Here is a 19,814-nt window from a genome sequence, read left to right on the forward strand (position 1 = left end):
GCTGCGCAGGTAACTGGCAGGTACCTGGTAGGTAACTGAAAGTCAGGCCCGGTTTTCTTTCCTACCGGGCGCTTCCCCGCCGGGCTCCTGCTGCTTCCAGCGCCGCCACGTACTCTGTGCTGCGACGGTGTTCGGCGACATGATCCAGCAGGGTACTGCCGTCTTCCCGTGTTGCATTGAGGTCCAGGCCCGCTTCGATAAAGAACGGTAAAAAGCGGACAAACAGCTCGGCGGTCATGCCGCGGTAGGCTTTCAGCAGGATCCCATAGTCGGCCGGCATGCCTTCGGGCGGTTCCAAAGCGAGGAATGCTTTGAGTCGCTCATCGCTCCATTCTTCGTTGCGGGTTGCCGGCTGGGTGCGCGCAGCACCGGTCTTTTTGTCTTCCTTCACTTGAGCTTTTCCCTGAGTATCTGGTTAACCTGGGCCGGGTTGGCCTTACCTTTGGAAAGTCGCATGGCCTGCCCTACCAGATAGCCGAATACGGCTTCCTTGCCTTCTTTGAACTGTTGTACCTGCTCTGGGTTGCTGGAAATAACCTCGTCGATCAGGCTCTCAATTGCGCCGCTGTCCGTGACCTGGGTAAGGCCTTTCTTCTCGATGATCGCGTCTACGGCATCCTGATCCTCGATCATGGTCTCGAACACAGTCTTGGCAATCTTGCCGGAGATGGTGTTGTCCTTGATGCGGGCTATCAGGGTACCGAGCCGTTCGGCGCTGACCGGAGACTCGGAGAATTCCCAGTTGTTCTTGTTCAGCAGGCCCAGCAGATCTCCGGTCACCCAGTTGGCAGACAGCTTGGCATCGCCACAGATTGCAACCACCTGTTCAAAAAATACTGCCATTTCACGACTGCTGACCAGCACGCCGGCATCGTAGGGGCTGAGCCCGAATTCAGCAACGAACCGTTCGCCTTTCTGGTCGGGAAGCTCTGGCAGCGTGGCGCGCACTGCCTCGATATAGGCTTCATCGATTACCACCGGCAGCAGATCCGGCTCGGGAAAATAGCGATAGTCGTTGGCCACCTCCTTGCTGCGCATGGATCGGGTCTCGTCGAGATCGCTGTCGTACAGGCGGGTTTCCTGGATGATTCGTCCGCCGTCTTCAAGAATGTCGCGCTGGCGCATGACTTCGTGAATGATGGCTTTCTCCACGAAACGGAACGAGTTGATGTTCTTGATTTCGGTCCGGGTGCCGAACTCCGGATCACCCTGGCGGCGGATCGACACGTTGGCGTCGCAGCGCATGGAACCCTGGGCCATGTTGCCGTCAGAGATTTCCAGGTAGCGGATTATGGAGTGCAGTTTCTTCAGATAGGCTACCGCTTCTTTGGCACTGCGCAGATCCGGTTCGGAAACGATTTCAAGCAGTGGTGTTCCAGCCCGGTTCAGGTCGATACCCGTCATGCCGTGGAAATCTTCATGCAGGGATTTTCCGGCATCTTCTTCCATGTGCGCGCGGGTAATCCCGATTACTTTTTCGCTGCCGTCCTCCAGGCTGATGGTCAAAGTACCCTTCCCCACGACAGGGTAGTGCAACTGGCTGACCTGGTAGCCCTTGGGCAGATCCGGATAAAAATAATTCTTGCGGTCGAACACCGATTTACGACCGATCTCGGCATCAATGGCCAGACCGAAGCGCACGGCCATCTCCAGCGCCGTTTCGTTCATGACCGGCAGCGTGCCGGGGAGGGCGAGATCGTAGATATTCGCCTGGGTGTTGGGTTCGGCGCCAAACCGGGTAGCGGAACCGGAGAACAGCTTGCTGCGGGTAGCAAGCTGCACGTGGACTTCCAGGCCTATGACAGTTTCCCAGCTCATGTTCAGCCCTCCTGCGCCAGCGCGACCGGCCTGCGGGCATGCCAGTCGGTGTGTTGCTGAAACTGGTGTGCCACGTTCAGCAGACGGGCCTCTTCGAAATCACCAGTCACCATGTGCATGCCGACCGGCAGGCCGTTGCTGAGCCCGGCGGGAATCGAGATGCCTGGCAGGCCCGCGAGATTGACGGCAATGGTGTAAATGTCTTCCAGGTACATGGCCACCGGATCGGTCTTGGCGCCAAGCTGGAAAGCCGCGTGGGGCGAAGTAGGCCCGACAATTACATCCACCTGCTGGAAGGCATCCAGAAAATCCTGCTTGATCAGGCGGCGTATCTGCTGGGCCTTGCGGTAGTAAGCGTCGTAGAACCCGGCCGACAGGGCGTAGGTTCCAACCAGGATGCGGCGCTTCACTTCGTCACCGAACCCTTCGCTGCGCGAGCGCTTGTACATGTCTTCCAGATCCACCGGTTCCTGGCACCGGTAACCGTAGCGAACCCCGTCGTAGCGGGACAGGTTGGCAGAGGCCTCGGCCGGGGCCACCACGTAATAGGCGGAAACCGACAGGTGATTGTTGGGCAGGTCTATGTCCACCAGGGTGGCACCCAGTTTTTCGTATTCCCGCAGTGCTTCGCGAATCGCCTTTTCGACGTCGGCATTCAGACCCTCGGCGAAATGTTGCCGTGGCAAACCGATGCGAAGTCCTTCGAGAGACCGGCCGAGGTCGGCCGTGTAATCGGGCACTGCAAGGTCCACGCTGGTAGAGTCCTTGCGGTCCATGCCGGCCATCACATTCAGCATGATGGCAGCGTCTTCGGCGCTTTTGCAGATCGGGCCTGCCTGATCGAGGCTGGACGCAAAGGCGATCATGCCCCAGCGGGAAACACGCCCGTAGCTGGGTTTGATGCCGGTAACGCCGCAGAAGGCGGCCGGCTGGCGGATCGAACCGCCGGTGTCTGTACCGGTAGCCATGGCGCACAGGTCGGCGGCAACCGCCGCGGCGGACCCTCCCGACGAGCCGCCGGGAACGCGGCCGGGATCCCAGGGGTTTTTCACCGGGCCAAAAAAACTGGTCTCATTGGACGAGCCCATGGCGAATTCATCCATGTTGGTCTTGCCCAGCGTCACGGCGCCGGCGGCATTGAACCGCTCCACAACCGTCGCATCATAGGGCGACACGAAGTTGGCCAGCATCCGGGAACCACAGCTGGTGATGACTCCCTGGGTGCAGAATATGTCCTTGTGGGCCAGTGGAATTCCACACACCGGGCTGCTGTCGCCGTCGGCCAGGCGCCGGTCGGCTGCGGCAGCCTGGGTCAGTGCCTGTTCTTCACAGACGGTAATGAAGGCATTCAGCGTCGGGTTGAGGCGGTTGATCCGATCCAGGTAAGCGCGTGTCAGCTCGACGCTGGACACCTCACCCTGTCGCAAGGCGCGGGACAGGTCCGCGATTGTTTTAGCAAGCATTGTTCAGGAACGTCCTGTGTGATTTTCTGGTGATTGGCGCGTCCCGGCCGGCAGGCCGGGATTGCGCCAGCAATGGTTTCTATCGCTAATTATTCGATGACTTTGGGGACCAGATACAGACCGGCTTCTGTTACCGGCGCAATGGTCTGCAGCGCGTCGCGCTGATCGGTCTCGGTCACTTCGTCTGCACGCAGTCGTTGTACAGCGTCCAGAGGATGGGAAAGGGGCTCGATGTGCGCCGTATTCACGGCCTGCATTTTATCGATCAGCCCCAGGATGTCGGAAATCCTCTTGGTGACTTCTTCCGCTTCGTTCTGATTCACATGCAATCTCGCCAAGTGGGCAATCTTTTCCACTTCGGATTTATCCAGTGCCATTGCAAATTCTCCCTGGGAAACCTTGCCCGGTAATTACCGGTGAAGTCTTCGAATTAGTCGGTAAATAGAAATTTATTAATAGCTGGCTCTTGCTCAAAACTCTGCCCGTTGCTAGAGTGCGTACCTGTTACAAAGGGCGGGATTATACTGGAATTTAGCAGGTTTGGACCAAACTATTTCCTGCACCTGACATCGCCGCCCGGGTAGCTCTGGTGGAGTGTCAAGCGACCACTGACAATCTGCGACCGTTAGGATTTCTTGATTCGTAAAGCCAGAAGCCATAAACCTGAGAATAATCTGGCATTGGAAGATCCGGCTATGTGATTGGCGTTCAAGTGACGCCGGGTGTCTGAGGGTTTTCCAGATGATCGAGGCAAAGTGACCCAGTTTTAAAGAATAGCCGCGCAGCGGCTGTAAACCTTGAGTGACACAGCTGGCCCTGTAAGTTCATTAAAGCAACTGCCGGGCAGCACCTGATACTGCGTGCCTCGGTTGCTCTCCTGATTTGAAGGATTCAATAATTGATGTTTAAGAAAATACGGGGAATGTTCTCCAACGATCTTTCCATAGATCTTGGGACTGCGAATACCCTTATCTACGTGAGAGAGGAAGGTATCGTTCTCAACGAACCTTCGGTGGTCGCCATCCGGACTCATAACGGCCAGAAGACGGTCACTGCGGTCGGCATGGACGCCAAGCGGATGCTGGGTCGTACCCCTGGCAATATAACCGCCATTCGGCCCCTGAAGGACGGCGTGATCGCCGACTTCCAGGTGACCGAAAAAATGCTGCAGCATTTTATCAACAAAGTTCATGAAAACAGTTTCTTTCCCCCCAGCCCCCGTGTGCTGGTCTGCGTGCCCTGTAAATCGACCCAGGTCGAGCGGCGGGCGATTCGCGAATCGGTGCTCAGCGCCGGGGCCCGGGAAGTTCGTCTGATCGAGGAACCCATGGCCGCGGCTATTGGCGCCGGCTTGCCGGTAGAGAAGGCGAGCGGGTCCATGGTGGTCGATATCGGCGGTGGAACCACGGAGATCGCCATTATCTCTCTCAACGGCGTGGTCTACTCGGAATCGGTTCGGGTGGGGGGCGACCGTTTTGATGAATCGATCACCACCCACGTGCGCCGAAACTATGGCAGCCTGATCGGGGACGCCACGGCGGAACGGATCAAGAAAGAAATTGGCAGCGCCTACCGGGACAGCACGACCGAAGTCCGGGAAATTGACGTGCGCGGCAGAAACCTGGCCGAAGGGGTGCCACGCAGTTTCACGCTCAACAGTGACGAGATTCTGGAAGCTCTTCAGGAACCCCTGTCCGCTATCGTGCAGGCGGTCAAGAGCGCGCTGGAACAGTCCCCGCCGGAGCTGGCGTCCGACATTGCCGAAAGCGGCCTGGTGCTGACCGGTGGTGGTGCGCTGCTGCGGGATCTGGACAAACTGCTGTCTGAGGAAACCGGGTTGCCGGTGATCGTGGCGGAAGACCCGCTGACCTGTGTTGCCCGGGGTGGTGGCCGGGCCATGGAGTTGATGGACTCCCTTGGAATCGACTTGCTGACGCTGGACTGAGCTGGCCTGGGTGTCTCATAATTTAAGGGACTTCTCTGATTACCGCCGACAATATCGGTAATCTTGAAAAGGTTCCTCAAGAGCCAACCGATACAGTTCTTAAAGGGTTCAACCAAGCAGGGGTGCGCAGGCCATCGATAAGACGATTTTTATCAAAGGCGTTTCTCCCGAGTACCGGGCCGTTGCGTTTGCGTTCCTGTCTGTGTGCCTCATGTTTGCGGATAACCGGTTTGGTTACCTGGAACAGACGCGCTATGTGCTGGGTTATGTCACTACCCCGATTTACTGGGTTGCCGACACGCCGACCCGGATTTCGTTCTGGGTTGATGACGTGCTGGTCTCCCGCACTGATCTGATCGAAGAAAACGAATACCTGCGTGAACAGCTGCTGCTGTCCCAGCGCCAGTTGCAGTTGCTGGAAAGCCTGGCGTCAGAAAACAGTCGCCTGCGGGCCCTGCAGAATTCCGCCCAGGCTATCGAAGGCCAGGTGCTGCCGGCCGAGATCATCAATATTTCCCCCAATCCGCTGTCGAAACGGATTCTGATCAATAAAGGTGCCCGCGACGGCGTTTTTGTGGGGCAGGCGCTGCTCGATGCCAACGGCCTGATGGGACAGGTGGACGAGGTACTTCCGTTCACCAGTTGGGTACTGCTGGTGACCGACTCACATCATGTCACCCCGGTAGAGGTCAACCGCAATGGCGAACGGGCGCTGGCCCGGGGCAGCCGGACCGCGGCTTCGGAGCTGGAGCTTGAATTTGTCACCCGTACGCAGGATATTGCTCCCGGCGATCTGCTGGTCAGTTCGGGTATGGGCCAGGTCTATCCCAAGGATTACCCGGTGGCCGAGGTGCTGAGTGTCTATCAGGACCCTGGTCAGCCCTACATGATGGTCAAGGCCCGGCCCCTGGCGCAGATCGACAGCACCCGCAATGTGATGCTGGTGTTCGATGCCAAGGGTGCGCCGCCAGGGACGCAGCTGCAGAGCTACAAGCCGTTTTTTGATCAGGCCACCGTCGATGGCAAGCAGCCCCTGGGGGAGGACGGCGAGACGGAAACCCCGGCACCGGTTCAGGATCAGCCCCTGTCAGAGGGTGAGTCGGGTGCCGATTCCCTCATTCCATCAGCCGATCCGGCATCTACCCGGGAATAACAGGATGAATACCAGGGCGCAGGGTGTCTGGGTCATACTCTTGACCTTTTTTATCGCCTATCTGCTGGCAATCGTACCGTTTCCCGAATGGGCCATGAACTTTCGCCCTGAGTGGGTTCCCCTGGTATTGATTTACTGGGTGATGGCCTTACCTTACCGGGTCGGAATCGGCAGCGCCTGGATGGCAGGGCTGGTGCTGGATATTCTTGAGGGCTCGATTCTTGGTCTTAACGCTCTGGCTCTGGTGGTGCTGGCCTATATCACACTGAGCCTGCACCAGCGCCTGCGCATGTTTTCCCTGTTTCAGCAAAGCGGGCTGATAGTCGCCCTGGTCGGGCTGAATCTGATGATCTGTCACTGGCTGCAACTGGCAACGGACCAGACCGTCTCAAGCAACCTGATTTTCCTGATGTCGGCGGCGACCAGCGCCCTGGTCTGGCCCTTTCTTTTTCAGATCCTGCGTCATCTACGCCGTGGATTTAGCGTAAGATAGGCACTGCATCCAAGTGCAGGCATCGAAACAATCATGAGTCAAAATAAACGATCCGGGTCAAACGGGGCCAGCATACTGCTGGCTTCCGCGTCCCCACGACGACAGGCGCTGTTGCAGCAGATAGGGGTACCGTTTCAGGTTGTCAGCCACCAGGTGGAAGAAATCCTGCAGGATAATGAAGCGCCTGAAGCCTACGTAAGGCGCCTGGCCCTGGAAAAGGCCCAGAGTGGGCTGGATCATCAGCCCGCCGAAAGCCGGCCGGTGGTGCTGGGCTCCGACACAGCAGTGGTCTGCGAGAACCGGGTGCTGGGCAAGCCGTCCGACCGTGACGACGCGCTGCGCATGCTCAGGCTGCTTTCCGGCCGCAAGCACCTGGTGCACTCGGCCGTGGCGCTGGTTTCCAGGGACAGTCGCAAAGTCGTCCTGTCCACGACGGAGGTTGAGTTCCGGTCTCTCGAGAGTGATGAGATGGAGGCCTACTGGGACAGCGGTGAACCCCGGGATAAAGCCGGTGGCTACGCGATTCAGGGGCTGGGAGCAGTTTTCGTGCGCAGTCTGTCAGGCAGTTACAGCGGCGTGATGGGATTGCCGCTGTTTGAAACCGCGCAGCTGTTGAACAGCTTTGCCATTCCGTGCTGGCAGCCGCCGCGCCAGGGGTGGGGCGGGCAGCAATGAGCGAAGAGATCCTGATAAATGTGACACCCATGGAAACCCGGGTGGCGCTGATCGACAACGGTCTGTTACAGGAGATTTTTATTGAGCGCCCCAGCAACCGGGGCCGGGTCGGCGATATTTTCCTGGGCAAGGTGGTCCGGGTTATGCCGGGCATGGAGGCGGCGTTCGTGGATATTGGCCTGGAGCGTGCCGCTTTTATCCATACCACCGACATCATCCCTATTGGGCCCGACGGATTCGAGGTCCGTGAGGACGGGTCCCGAGCGATCCATCAACTGCTGCGTGAGGGTCAGTCGATTGTCGTGCAGGTGGCAAAAGACGCTATCAGCAGCAAGGGTGCCAGGCTGACAACGCATCTGACATTGCCGTCGCGCAACCTGGTTTTCTTGCCCCGCACGCGGCATATCGGAATTTCTCAGCGCCTGGAAGAAGACGGCGAGCGGGAGCGGCTGCTCAGTCTGCTGGACAGCTGCCTCGAACAGGAAGGGTTGAAGGAGCGCGGCGGTTATATCATCCGCACCGCCGCCGAGGGAACCGACGCCGCCGGTCTGCTGTCGGATATCCGCTTTCTGCAGCGTCTGTGGGAAGCCGTGGAGCGTCGTATCCGGCGCGGTGGCGAGGTCACCGCCGTGTATCGGGACGTGCCCCTGTATATGCGGACCATGCGCGATCTGATCACCTCCAATGTTGAGAAAATCCGCGTGGATAATGAAGAGTCCTGTGCCGAGATTACCCGGTTTATCGAGGACTTTATCCCGGACGCCGCCGCGCTGGTGGAACTGTATCGCGGTGACCGCCCGATATTCGATGTCTACGGGGTCGAGGACGAGATCAACAGGGCACTCAGTCGCAAGGTCAAGTTGAAATCAGGCGGAGACCTGGTGATCGATCAGACCGAGGCCATGACCACCATCGACGTCAACACTGGCGGCTACCTGGGAAGCCGTAACCACGCGGAAACGGTACTGAAAACCAACCTCGAGGCGGCCAATGCCATCGCCCGGCAGCTGCGGGTCAGGAACCTGGGTGGCATCATTATCCTGGATTTTATCGATATGCAGGATGAGGAACACCAGCGCCAGGTTCAGCGCATGCTGGCCAAGGCGCTGGAGAAAGATCCGGCGCGCACCACAATTACCGGCATCTCCCAGTTAGGTCTGATAGAGATGACCCGCAAGCGGACCCGGGAAAGCCTGGGACAGATAATCTGCAGTCCCTGTCCGGTTTGCGAGGGGCGTGGCGTGCAAAAATCTCCTGAGACGGTCTGCTACGAGATATTCAGGGAAATCATGCGAGTCGCCAGGGCCTATGAAAACGATGTGTTGCTGGTTATGGCTTCCCAACTGGTGGTGGACAGGCTGCTTGACGAGGATTCCGCTGCCCTGGCCGATCTGGAAGAATTGGTGGGTAAGACGGTCAAGTTTGAAGTGGAACCCATGTATACTCAGGAACAGTTCGACGTAGTGCTGTTTTAGCCGCTCCCGGCTGGTTGGACGGCCGCCCTGGCGACGACAGTTTATTGACCCTCAGGCCCAGCAATCAGACGGAGGTTTCTTAAGTACCCGTTAAGCCGCTGCAGCGTATAAACAGGGCTGTCATTGGATGCGGGCTTCCGTCAACATAATGTCATTATCTCCCCTGAAATCTCTGGCTCGGAAACTGGTGATGCTCCTGTCGATCATCCTGATCCTGTTTGCAGCCTACCTGAGCATCGGCCGGCACTTTATGCCGGCGCTCACCAGTTACACCAGTGATGTGGAAGCCTGGCTCAGTGAATCACTGGGGGTGCCGGTGTCCATCGAATCCCTGTCGGGGTACTTTGCAGGATTTAATCCCGCCATCGAGATTCAGGGTCTTCGATTCGATGCCCTGGGCAGCGCCGAGGGCGCCGCTGGACAGCAGCCCGGCCTGCAGTTCGAACGGGCAACCCTGAGCCTGGACATGGCAAAAACCCTGTTGCAGCGCAGGGTGGTGCTGGGCAATTTTATCGTACAGGGGCTGGATCTCAGTGTGCGCCGGATTGAGACCGGGGGCTGGATGCTGTCCGGCATCAGCCTTCAGGGCAGTGGGCCGCTGGATCTCCAGGCCGTGTATGACACAGTTCAGCGGGTGGACCGGCTGGAGCTTGCCGACCTGTCTATTTCTGTGCAGTTGAACAATGACAGAAGTACGCGCTTTGAAGGGGTCCGGGCGGTGATTCAGAATGGCGCCGGCAGTCACTTCATTCACGTCGATGGCTATATGGCTGGCAGCACTGACGAAATACAGCTGTCGCTGGAACTGGAGGGGGATTCCCTGTCTGAAATCAGCGGAGTCGTCCATGCTTCGCTGCCGCGGAATAATTATTCCAGCCTGTCCGCGGGTGAAAGCGTTGCCGGGGTGACGCTGGGCGAGATCGTGGGCAGCGGACAGGCCTGGCTGGCCGTGGAGCGCGGGGAGGTTCAATCTGTTCTGTTGCAGCCTGAACTGGAGCGGCTCGAGGTCTCTCTGGCTGAGGGGGTGCCGCCTCTGGTGTTGGAAGCGCTTGCGGGGAGGGCCGATCTGACCCTCGACGAGCCCGGGGCAGGCTGGCAGGTGGCCGCCAACGACCTGGCCTTTGTCTGGGGGGAGGCGCGGTGGAGTCCGGCGGACAGCCTGGTGGTTTATCGTCCGGGCAATGCCGTGCGGGTCTATGCCGAAACACTGAATACAGGCATTCTGAGGGATCTGGTGCTGGCCTCGGGTCGTTCGCCGGAGGCGCTGACTGAGCGTCTGGAGGGGCACTTTCCACGCGGTACGATACGCAATCTGGCGCTGAATTACTCACTGCAGGAAACCACCGCCGGCGACCTTTTTCTGACCGCCAACCTCGACAACGTGGCGGTGGATTCATACCGGGGTGCCCCGGCCATTTCCGGTATCAACGGTTACCTGGAAGCCGATTGGGATTTAGACCGGCAACTATTGAACGGCCTAGGTGAGGTGTCTTCGGAGAATTTCAGCATTCTGCTGCCGGGGATTTTTTCCGATACCTGGCAGTACGACTATGTCAACGGCAAACTCCGCTTTCAGGCTGAAACCCAGGGCGATTTTCAGCTGCGACTGTCCAGCAGCATGATCGTGGCAGAATCCGAGATAGTCGATGGAAGAGCGCAGTTTTCCAGTCGTTTTCGTCGCGCCGCAAATGGAGAGTTGTCTTCCGACCTGAGCCTGCTGGTAGGAGCGACCAGGGCCGACGGCAGCAAGAAATCCGCCTATCTGCCCAGTGCGCCGACGATCAATCCCGGCCTGTATCGCACCATGGAGTGGCTGGACGGTGCGCTGCTGGATGGTGCGGTTTTCAACAGTGGAGTTATTTATCGGGGTCCGATCCATCAGGGTGCATCCGGTGAGGAGCGGGCCTTCCAGGCCTTTTTCAATTTCAATCAGGCCCATGCAAGCTATATCGATGCCTGGCCGGAGCTCAGTGATGTCGCCGGCTCAGTCATTGTGGACAACCGCAATGCCGAAATTTATGTGCAATCGGGGCAGACCCTGGGGCTGACGATCGGGCCAACCACAGCGTCGGTGCAGGAGCAGGCTGGCAATCAGCTGTGGCTGACCATAGAGGGCTCGGCCAACGGCAGCAGTCAGGCAGGTCTGGACTTTCTTAACGCCGCGCCGCTGGAAGCGACGCTTGGCGGGGCCCTGGCCAACTGGCAGGCCAGGGGGGATTTAGAGGCTCAGGTGAATCTGCGTATTCCGCTCAACCTGGCAGGCGTGGAGCCGCGAGTGCTGATCACGGCGGATGTGCAGGATAATCGGCTGGTATTGCCGGATTACCAGCTGCAATTTGACGACGTTGCCGGTGTTGTGAACTTCGATTCTCTGGCAGGTCTGCAGGACAGTGCATTGAGCGCCCGCCTGTTCGACGGCGAGGCCCGTTTCAGGCTTGCTTCACGGCGCAATAATGATGAAGCCGCCTTTGAGACCTATGTGGAAGTGGAGGGCGAGGGGGAAAGCGCAGCCCTGGCTGCATGGCCTGGTCAGAGCAGGTTTGTGAAGGCAATTCTCGATCGGGCCGACGGTTCTTTCAATTACCAGGCAGAATTGCAGATCGGTCAGGATGTTACCCGACTGAATCTGCTTTCAGACCTTGAGGGTCTTTCCCTGGATCTGCCACAACCTTTTGCCAAGCCGGTGGAACAGTCTCAACCCCTCAATCTGCAGATTGATTTTGCGCGTCCGGTGACACACATTGAGGGCGTGCTGGGATCGCACCTGTCCCTGCGGGTGGATGTTATCGGGGAGGACCTGGACGGCATCGTGTATCTGGGCACCATGCCTGGCACCGCCGACCCGTGGCAGGCGGAAATCTACGCACCTGGCCTGGAGTTGCGGGGCAATCTGGAAACATTCCAGGTGTCCGAATGGCTGGATATCCTGAACAACACCCGGATCGTCTCTTCGCCCTCCCGGGATCTGACGCCGTGGATATCGCGGGTCAGGCTGGACATCGGCGAACTGGACGTGTTCGGGCAACAGATGGGCTCGGTGAACATCCAGATCGAGGACCTGCTCGGGACCGACTATTGGACCGTGGGTCTGGACAGCGAATCGATTGCGGGTTCGGTGCTCATTCCCTTTGATTCCGGCGAGTACATTGAAGCCTACCTGGCGTACCTGCGGCTGCCCGGGGAGGGTGCCGAACCGGGGGGAGTGAACAGCGATGCTGAAACAGAGCTGCAGCGCGAGGACGTCTTCGCCCGCTTTGATCCCCGGAGTTTCCCGCGGGTAAAGTTTTACACCGGGGAGCTGAGCATCGGTGAGCGAAACTTTGGTTTTGGCCGCTTTACCATGACGCCAGACTCCGGAGGAGCCGAATTCAGCGACCTGCTGGTAAATCTGCGCGGCTTCAAGCTGGGGCAGGCCGGCGATGAGCCGACGTTTCAGTGGGCCTATGACGGCAACAGCCACCACAGCTACCTGGACGGCATTGTCCTGGTTGACGATATCGCGCAAGTGCTGCTGGCCAACGGTTATGCGGCCAGCCTGGAAAGCAGCAGCGGACGTTTTGACGCCCGGCTTGACTGGCCCGGCAGCCCGGCGTTCCTGCGCGCCGAGGATCTCAGTGGCGAGGTGTCATTCAAGGTGGAAGACGGCAGGTTTCTGCAGGGCAGTGGTGGACCGGGGGCCTTGAAACTTATCAGTATCATCAACCTGGATGCCATCATGCGCAGACTGCGCTTCAGTGACGACCTGTTGCGCCGCGGACTTGCCTATGAGGAGATCAACGGTAACCTCAGTCTCGACACAGGGGTGGTTACTATAAATGACCAGCTGGTGATTACCGGGCCCTCCAGTGTTTACCAGATATCCGGCAGGCTGGATCTGGTGCAGCAGACCATTGACGGACAGATGTATATTACGCTGCCATTAAGCAGCAACATTCCCTGGCTCGGGCTGCTGGGTGCGATTTCGGGCACCCTGAATCCCTCCCTGGCCATCGGTGCCTATCTGTTCGAACGCATTTTCGGTGATCAGGTGGACAGCCTGACGACGGCGCAGTATCGCCTGCAGGGCCCCTGGGAGGGTCTGCAGCCGGAGCTTGAGCAGGCATTCAGTACGCCACCCCAGTCCGGAGGCGGCGGGACAGCCGGAGCCGGCCAGGCACCCTCGCAGAACTGACACCGCCAGTGAATCCAACAAGATACTCCAAGGAGCTTTCATGACACACCGTGTAGCCGCCGTGCAAATGGTCAGCACCGGCAATATTCAGCAGAACCTGGACGCCGCCGCGGCACTGATTGAGACTGCTGCCCGGCAGGGCGCCGAACTGGTGTTGCTGCCAGAAAACTTCGCCGTACTGGATGGCGGGCCGCTGCGCCAGTTTGCCGAAGTTCAGGGCGCCACTGAAAGCCTGCTGCAGGCTTTCCTGTCCCGGCAGGCCAGGACTCACGGCATAATCCTGGTGGGTGGCACCATCCCGCTGCTGTCACGCCCACCGCAGGCCGACGGCAGTAGTCTGGCAGACCTTAACGATGGTCGGGTGCGCCCTGCCTCGCTGGTGTATGACGCCTCCGGGCAGGTGATTGCCCGCTACGACAAGATGCATCTTTTTGATGTGAAGGTGGCGGATCGCCAGGCCGAATATTCCGAATCCCGCAGCTTCGAGGCCGGTGATCAGCCAGTGGTCGTGGATACCAGCATCGGCCGGCTCGGTCTTACCATCTGCTATGACCTGCGTTTTCCGGAGTTGTATCGGACCCTGCAGGAGGCGGGGGCCGAGATATTCACGGTACCGTCAGCCTTCACACGGACGACTGGAGAGGCCCATTGGGAAGTCCTGTTGCGGGCCCGGGCAATCGAAAACCAGTGCTTCGTGGTGGCCGCAAATCAGGGTGGTGTGCACAATCAGACCAGAGAAACCTTCGGCCACTCGATGATTGTTGACCCCTGGGGTAAAGTCCTGGACCGGTTGACGGTGGGGGAAGGCGTGGCTATTGCCGACATTAACCTGAAACAGATGAACCGGATACGGCAGGATATGCCGATAACCAGCCATCGTCGCTTATAATCCCTCTTTTTGCCGGGAAGTCTGTGGTCCGCCTGCCGTGATTATCAATAAAAGTCTGATTACCAATTTTCTCGCCCTGTTACTGGTGCTGGCAGGTTTTGCCGCCCGGGAGCCGTTGCGACCTTACCTGCTCAATACCGGATTGTTTGCCCTGTCAGGCGGTCTGACCAACTGGCTTGCGGTTTACATGCTGTTTGAGCGGGTGCCGGGGTTCTATGGTTCGGGTGTCATTCCACTGCGCTTTGAAGAATTCAAGGACGGTATTCGCAACCTGATTATGGAACAATTCTTCAATCGCGGGAATCTGGATCGGTTTTTCAAAGATGCCACCGAGATTTCAGAGCGTCTCGAGGTGGAGCTTAAGGCCAGCGTCGGGCGCCTGGATCTTGACTCAGTGTTTGAATCCCTGGTTGATGCCGTCATGAAATCTTCTTTGGGATCAATGCTGAGCATGATGGGCGGGCGCAATGCGCTGGACAGTCTGCGGGAACCCTTCAAGCAGAAGCTGGCGGACTATTTTCAGGTGCTGTTCACCAAGGCCTCATTCCGTCAGCACCTGCAGGACGCCGTGAAGAACTCGCTGGAAAGTGAGGCTGTGCTGGGCAAGCTGGAGGCAATGATTGACAACAGGCTGGAGGAGATGACTCCGCAACTGGTGAAGCAGATCGTCCAGGACATGATCCGGGAGCACCTTGGGTGGCTGGTCATCTGGGGTGGCGTGGTCGGTGGTCTGATAGGTCTGGGCTTTACAGTGGTCATGCAGGGTTAGCCTGGCGAATCTGCGTGAAAGACCTCGGTTTTTCGTCTCTGCACCGCAGTCGGATTTAATTTGACTGTTCGTTCATTCTTCTTCGGTCCGCAAAGTCACGCAGCCGCTGGCAGCAAGGGTTCGCCTGTGTCACCGCGCAAAAACGATGACGGGTCAAGGCGCACGCAGCAAAGCTGCGCGTGATCAGCCAGTTATCTGCGAGGATCTGGAATTTATTTGGGTTTAACGCCCAGGTCGGGATGTAAAAGCCGGGTTACTGTACTACAATACCGCCTCTTTGAAATCTCGGGGGGCCCTGCCTGGCAGGGCCGTGTAGGTACTCAATATTTTTAACGGAACAGTGATTCCGGAAAGGATCTTAAACAGTTATGGCAAGACCAGTTGAATTTGAATACGAGAAAGTTCTGAACAGCGCGATGGAACAGTTCTGGAAGGAAGGGTACGAGGCCAGCTCGGTACAGAAGTTGCTGGATTGTACCGGCATCAATCGCGGGACGCTCTACAATTCATTCGGTGACAAGGACACCTTTTTCAAGACTTGTGTGCAGCATTACAACAAGGGCATCGATGAGAATATCAATGCCTCTCTGAAAAACAAGGATCTTGCCCCCTGGGATGCCATCAGCAAGTATTTCGAGCTATCTGTCACCGGCGTCAGCAACAAGCACCGGGCACTGGGTTGCCTGCTGGTTAATTCCCTGTGTGAAAGTATCAATTATGACCGGGAGATGAAGAAGCTGGTCCGCAGTTCATTGGCCACTGTTCGTAAGGCATTGCTGGTCAGGCTCAATGAAGCCAAGAAAAAAGGCAAGATCAAGAAGGGTGTGACTGCCGACTTCGCGGCGGATGTGCTGATGAACACCCTGCACGGTGTGCGGGTGAATTCCCGAGACGGTAAAAATGCCAAAGAGTTGGGCGATCTGATTCAATTCAGTATCAACGCTTTGCAATAAAACTGATTGAAGGGCGTCGGGAGTCCCGTTGCGAGCACTTCGGGTAACTCTGGGGGTAGTCTTAATGTTAATTAAAACAATCTGTTACGCCTGTTTTCAGCAATCACCTGGTGTGGATTGAAAACGGCGGCTGTTTAAAGGGCCCTGCGGGGTCCTTTTTGTTGATGGGGGCTTGAAGGCTCTTTTTTCGCCGGTGGAATTGCTGCTATACTCGGGACTGTATGTCGCAAAGCGGGTCGGGTTTGGTTGTAGCGCATTGCCGCCGGTCAATAGTTTTTAAACTTTATAAACGTCTCAAAGTTCAAAGTAGCAGGACACAACAATGAAAAAAATAGCTGGCAAAAGAAAGTCTGACGAAACCAATATCGACCTCACGCCTATGCTCGACGTGGTGTTTATCTTATTGATTTTCTTTGTAGTAACGGCGACTTTCCTGTCAGAATCCGCGATCAGTGCCGCCAGCAGCGAAAGCAACGATAATCCGCCGCCGCCGCCGGAAGATGCGCCTCAGAACATCCTGTTCGAAATCGGCCCGAACGATGAAATCATTCTCAACAAGCAGCCCCGGCCGATTATCCGAACCCAGATACGGTCTAACATCGACCAGTTGAAGGCAGAGAATCCGTCTGCCTCCGTGATCATTCAACCGAACAACAACTCCAGTGTGTCGACACTGGTGCTGATCATGGATGCTGCGCGGCAGGCAGGTATGCCTAATATTTCCATCATCGAGCCGACCGGCCGCCGCTGATCGGTTTACTGCCAGTAGTAATAAAAAACGCACCTTTCGGGTGCGTTTTTGTTTGTGGGACAGGATAAAGCAGCCGGGTATTATTGATGAAGAGCAGATGGGTTCAACAGGTAGCGGATGGCGAGGCCCTGGATCCGGATCTGGGTTTGCGGGTTTATACGTCGCAGCTGTTGGGTCAGGAAGAGGACCTTGTACTCCATGGTGGGGGTAACACCTCGGTTAAGGGCACCCGCAACAACGTGTTCGGCGAGCCTCAGGAGGTACTGTATGTCAAAGGTTCGGGCTGGGATCTGAAGACCATCAAGGCCGCCGGATTTCCCGCTGTAGACCTGAACTATCTGAAGCGACTGGGTGAACTGAAGGAACTGGGTGACTCGGAAATGATGCGGCAGCTGCGGCTGGCGCTGCTGGATCCCAATGGCCCGACGCCCTCCGTGGAGGCCATACTCCATGCCTTGATCCCCCACCGGTTCGTGGACCACAGTCATGCCGATGCTGTTGTGGCTATCAGCAATACGCCGGACGGTGAGTCTCTACTACGTGAAATCTATGGCCAGCGGGTATTGATCCTGCCTTATATCATGCCGGGGTTTATCCTTGCCCGGCAGGTGGCGCAAGCCACGCGAGAACTCGACTGGCAGTCTGTGGAAGGCATCATCTTACTGCACCACGGCATTTTCACCTTTGCCGATGATGCACGGGTCAGCTACGAGAACATGATCCGGCTTGTGTCGGAAGCCGAGCAGTATCTTGAGACTTCCGGTGCTGCGGTGGCTGTCGCCAGCGGGCATTACCAGCCGGTCAGGGAGGATTTCCTCGCCCTCAGTCAACTGCGTCAGCAAGCGTCCGCCATGCTGGGTGCACCCGCGCTGGTCAATTGGGACAATTCCAGCACCGCCGTGGGTTTCGCCAGCCTGGACGAAGTTGCAGACCTGGCCACGCGAGGTCCTCTGACCCCCGATCACACCATCCACGCCAAGGCCTTTGCGGCGATCTTTCCGCACCAGCCCGCTGGCGGGCTGGCCGATTTTGAGGCCCGCTACCAGGCCTATTACGACACCCACGCCCAGCCCCATCACCAGCGGCTGGACTGTATGCCCCGCTACGGCGTGTGGTTGAACAGGGGATTGCTGCACCTGGCGGCAGGTATCAAGCGGCTGCAGGTAGTGCAGGACATTACCCGGCACACGGTACGGGCCATACAGTGGGGTACGGCCCTGGGTGGCTGGCAGGCACTGCCTGCGGGAGAGCTGTTCGAGGTGGAATACTGGGAGCTGGAGCAGGCCAAGTTGAAGAGCAGCAGCAAGGCACCGGAATTTGAAGGCCGGATCGCCGTGGTGACCGGCGCTGCCTCCGGCATTGGTCGGGCCTGCGTGGAGGAGTTTGCTGCTCGCGGCGCGGCAGTTATTGCCCTGGACATCGCCCCCTCACTGGGTGCGCTGTTTGCAGAGCGGCCGGAAGTGCTTGCTGTGCACTGTGACGTCACTGACAGTCGATCCATAGAGTCTGCCGTGCAGAAGGGCGTGCAGGCCTTCGGCGGAATCGACATGCTGGTAAGCAATGCCGGCAGTTTCCCCCCGGGCGCCCCCATCGCGGAACTGGACGATGAAAGCTGGGAGACGACCGTGCAGCTGAATCTGACTTCCCACATGAAGGTGCTGCGCGCCTGTCAGCCATTCCTGGTCAACGGCATCGACCCGGCCGTCGTGGTTATCGCATCAAAAAATGTGCCCGCTCCGGGGCCGGGTGCGGCAGCGTATTCTGCGGCGAAGGCGGGACTTACTCAACTGGCCAGGGTTGCTGCCCTGGAGTTGGGGGGCAACGGCATCCGCGTCAACGTCCTGCATCCCAATGCCGTATTTGATACCGGCCTGTGGACGGATGAAGTGCTGCAGTCGAGGGCGGCCAGTTACGGCCTGAGCGTGGATGAATACCGGCGCAACAATGTACTCAGAACTGAAGTGACTTCTGCCCAGGTGGCGCGACTGGCCGCCATTTTTGCGTCACCGGACACTGCCGCCACGACCGGCGCCCAGATTCCCGTGGACGGCGGCAACGAGCGGGTGATCTGACTTGGCCTTATCGGAGCCAGCCTTGAGCTGCGGGTACGAGGAAAAATCTTCCTGTGATTGTTAACGGCGAGCCTTTTCGGAGCATCTGGTTCGATGCTTCTCTGCAGACGGTAAAGATTATCGATCAGACCCTGCTGCCCCATCACTTTGACATCAAGGCGATCGACTCCCTGGCTGACATGGCCGAAGCCATCAAGGCCATGCGGGTCCGGGGCGCGCCGCTGATAGGGGTGGCCGCCGCCTTTGGTCTGTACCTGGCCCTGCGGGAGCATCCTGACGACCTGGATACGCCAATTACGACCCTGACCGGGACCAGGCCCACCGCGGTCAACCTGGCCTGGGCTATGGCCGGCGCCCGACAGTGGTTGCGCCGGCTGCCGGTTCCGGAGCGTGCGCAGGGGGCACTGAAATTCGCCCTGGAACTGGCCGAGCAGGACGTTGCCACCTGCGAGGCCATCGGCGCGCACGGTTGTAAATTGCTGGAAAAACTGTGGCGGGCCAAGGGTGCTACTTCCGAGCCATTGCAGATCCTCACTCACTGTAATGCCGGCTGGCTGGCCACCGTAGATTGGGGTACGGCGCTGTCGGTGATCTACAAGGCCCAGGCCCATGGCCTGCCACTGCATGTCTGGGTTGATGAAACCCGGCCCCGGAACCAGGGGGCCTTTCTGACCGCCTGGGAATTACAGCATCAGGGGGTCGACAATACTCTGATCGCGGACAATACCGGCGGTCATCTGATGCAGCACGGTATGGTGGACTGCTGCCTGGTGGGCAGTGATCGCACCACCGCGGCGGGCGACGTCTGCAACAAAATTGGAACTTACCTGAAAGCCCTGGCGGCCAAAGACAATAACGTTCCTTTTTTCGTCGCCCTGCCGGTGTCCAGCATCGATTTCGGGATCCAGGACGGTCTGCGGGAAATTCCCATCGAGCAGCGTGATGCCGACGAGGTGCTGAGCATTGCGGGGCTCGATGAAACCGGCACGCGTCGCACAGTGAGTCTTTCCCATCCGCAGGCACAGGCCGGCAATTACAGCTTCGATGTCACCCCGGCGCGGCTGGTGACCGCCCTGATTACGGAAAAAGGTGTCTGTGGGGCAGAACTGGGCGCGATTACCGCCCTGCAGGACAAAAGCCCGGCCTGACTGAGGTGGCTGCCCTGTGTCACTGCGTCCAGTCGGTTG

Annotated in this window: 16 protein-coding genes; 12 read left to right on the forward strand and 4 right to left on the reverse strand. The window is 58.3% G+C overall.

Features of this window, described 5'->3' with window-relative positions:
• Positions 1-61: 61 nt before the first annotated feature.
• The 4 genes from R3F50_12345 to gatC all read right to left on the reverse strand — a co-directional run bounded on the left by R3F50_12345 (position 62) and on the right by gatC (position 3,658).
• On the reverse strand, positions 62-391 hold the full coding sequence (locus tag R3F50_12345; protein MEZ5491091.1) for a PA4642 family protein: 330 nt from the start codon (positions 389-391) through the stop codon (positions 62-64).
• Positions 388-1,818 carry an Asp-tRNA(Asn)/Glu-tRNA(Gln) amidotransferase subunit GatB gene (gatB, locus tag R3F50_12350; protein MEZ5491092.1) on the reverse strand — a complete coding sequence of 477 codons (1,431 nt, stop codon included), beginning with the start codon at positions 1,816-1,818 and terminating at the stop codon, positions 388-390. Before gatB ends, R3F50_12345 begins: the two co-directional genes overlap by 4 nt.
• A gap of 2 nt (positions 1,819-1,820) precedes the next feature.
• On the reverse strand, positions 1,821-3,281 hold the full coding sequence (gatA, locus tag R3F50_12355; protein MEZ5491093.1) for an Asp-tRNA(Asn)/Glu-tRNA(Gln) amidotransferase subunit GatA: 1,461 nt from the start codon (positions 3,279-3,281) through the stop codon (positions 1,821-1,823).
• An 89-nt stretch (positions 3,282-3,370) separates the two neighbouring features.
• Positions 3,371-3,658, reverse strand: coding sequence for an Asp-tRNA(Asn)/Glu-tRNA(Gln) amidotransferase subunit GatC (gene gatC, locus R3F50_12360; protein MEZ5491094.1), 288 nt, complete (start codon positions 3,656-3,658; stop codon positions 3,371-3,373).
• 524 nt (positions 3,659-4,182) lie between these two features.
• On the opposite strand from gatC, the gene R3F50_12365 reads away from it, so the two are divergent.
• From R3F50_12365 to mtnA, 12 genes are all read left to right on the forward strand, one after another.
• The gene (locus R3F50_12365; protein ID MEZ5491095.1) at positions 4,183-5,226 is read left to right on the forward strand and encodes a rod shape-determining protein; all 1,044 of its coding nucleotides are present in this window, start codon (positions 4,183-4,185) and stop codon (positions 5,224-5,226) included.
• A 151-nt stretch (positions 5,227-5,377) separates the two neighbouring features.
• Positions 5,378-6,379, forward strand: coding sequence for a rod shape-determining protein MreC (gene mreC / locus R3F50_12370; GenBank protein MEZ5491096.1), 1,002 nt, complete (start codon positions 5,378-5,380; stop codon positions 6,377-6,379).
• Positions 6,380-6,383: 4 nt separating this feature from the next.
• Positions 6,384-6,872 carry a rod shape-determining protein MreD gene (gene mreD, locus R3F50_12375; GenBank protein MEZ5491097.1) on the forward strand — a complete coding sequence of 163 codons (489 nt, stop codon included), beginning with the start codon at positions 6,384-6,386 and terminating at the stop codon, positions 6,870-6,872.
• Positions 6,873-6,905: 33 nt separating this feature from the next.
• Positions 6,906-7,547: a Maf family protein gene (locus R3F50_12380; GenBank protein MEZ5491098.1), complete on the forward strand. Its 642-nt coding sequence runs from the start codon at positions 6,906-6,908 to the stop codon at positions 7,545-7,547.
• Positions 7,544-9,022: a ribonuclease G gene (rng, locus tag R3F50_12385; GenBank protein MEZ5491099.1), complete on the forward strand. Its 1,479-nt coding sequence runs from the start codon at positions 7,544-7,546 to the stop codon at positions 9,020-9,022. The genes R3F50_12380 and rng overlap by 4 nt, the downstream gene beginning before the upstream one ends.
• Positions 9,023-9,170: 148 nt before the next feature.
• The gene (locus R3F50_12390; protein ID MEZ5491100.1) at positions 9,171-13,193 is read left to right on the forward strand and encodes a YhdP family protein; all 4,023 of its coding nucleotides are present in this window, start codon (positions 9,171-9,173) and stop codon (positions 13,191-13,193) included.
• 40 nt (positions 13,194-13,233) lie between these two features.
• Positions 13,234-14,082: a carbon-nitrogen hydrolase family protein gene (locus R3F50_12395; protein ID MEZ5491101.1), complete on the forward strand. Its 849-nt coding sequence runs from the start codon at positions 13,234-13,236 to the stop codon at positions 14,080-14,082.
• A 43-nt stretch (positions 14,083-14,125) separates the two neighbouring features.
• Complete coding sequence (locus R3F50_12400; protein MEZ5491102.1) at positions 14,126-14,851, forward strand: DUF445 family protein; 726 nt, start codon at positions 14,126-14,128, stop codon at positions 14,849-14,851.
• A 368-nt stretch (positions 14,852-15,219) separates the two neighbouring features.
• Positions 15,220-15,804 (forward strand): TetR/AcrR family transcriptional regulator, encoded by a 585-nt coding sequence (locus tag R3F50_12405; GenBank protein MEZ5491103.1) that lies wholly within the window; start codon positions 15,220-15,222, stop codon positions 15,802-15,804.
• 322 nt (positions 15,805-16,126) lie between these two features.
• Positions 16,127-16,555: a biopolymer transporter ExbD gene (locus R3F50_12410; protein ID MEZ5491104.1), complete on the forward strand. Its 429-nt coding sequence runs from the start codon at positions 16,127-16,129 to the stop codon at positions 16,553-16,555.
• Between the two features lie 86 nt (positions 16,556-16,641).
• Positions 16,642-18,627 carry a bifunctional aldolase/short-chain dehydrogenase gene (locus R3F50_12415; GenBank protein MEZ5491105.1) on the forward strand — a complete coding sequence of 662 codons (1,986 nt, stop codon included), beginning with the start codon at positions 16,642-16,644 and terminating at the stop codon, positions 18,625-18,627.
• A gap of 53 nt (positions 18,628-18,680) precedes the next feature.
• Positions 18,681-19,775 (forward strand): S-methyl-5-thioribose-1-phosphate isomerase, encoded by a 1,095-nt coding sequence (gene mtnA, locus R3F50_12420; protein MEZ5491106.1) that lies wholly within the window; start codon positions 18,681-18,683, stop codon positions 19,773-19,775.
• The last annotated feature ends 39 nt before the right edge of the window (positions 19,776-19,814 follow it).

This window comes from Gammaproteobacteria bacterium (genome assembly GCA_041395725.1).
GTDB lineage: Bacteria > Pseudomonadota > Gammaproteobacteria > Pseudomonadales > Pseudohongiellaceae > NORP240.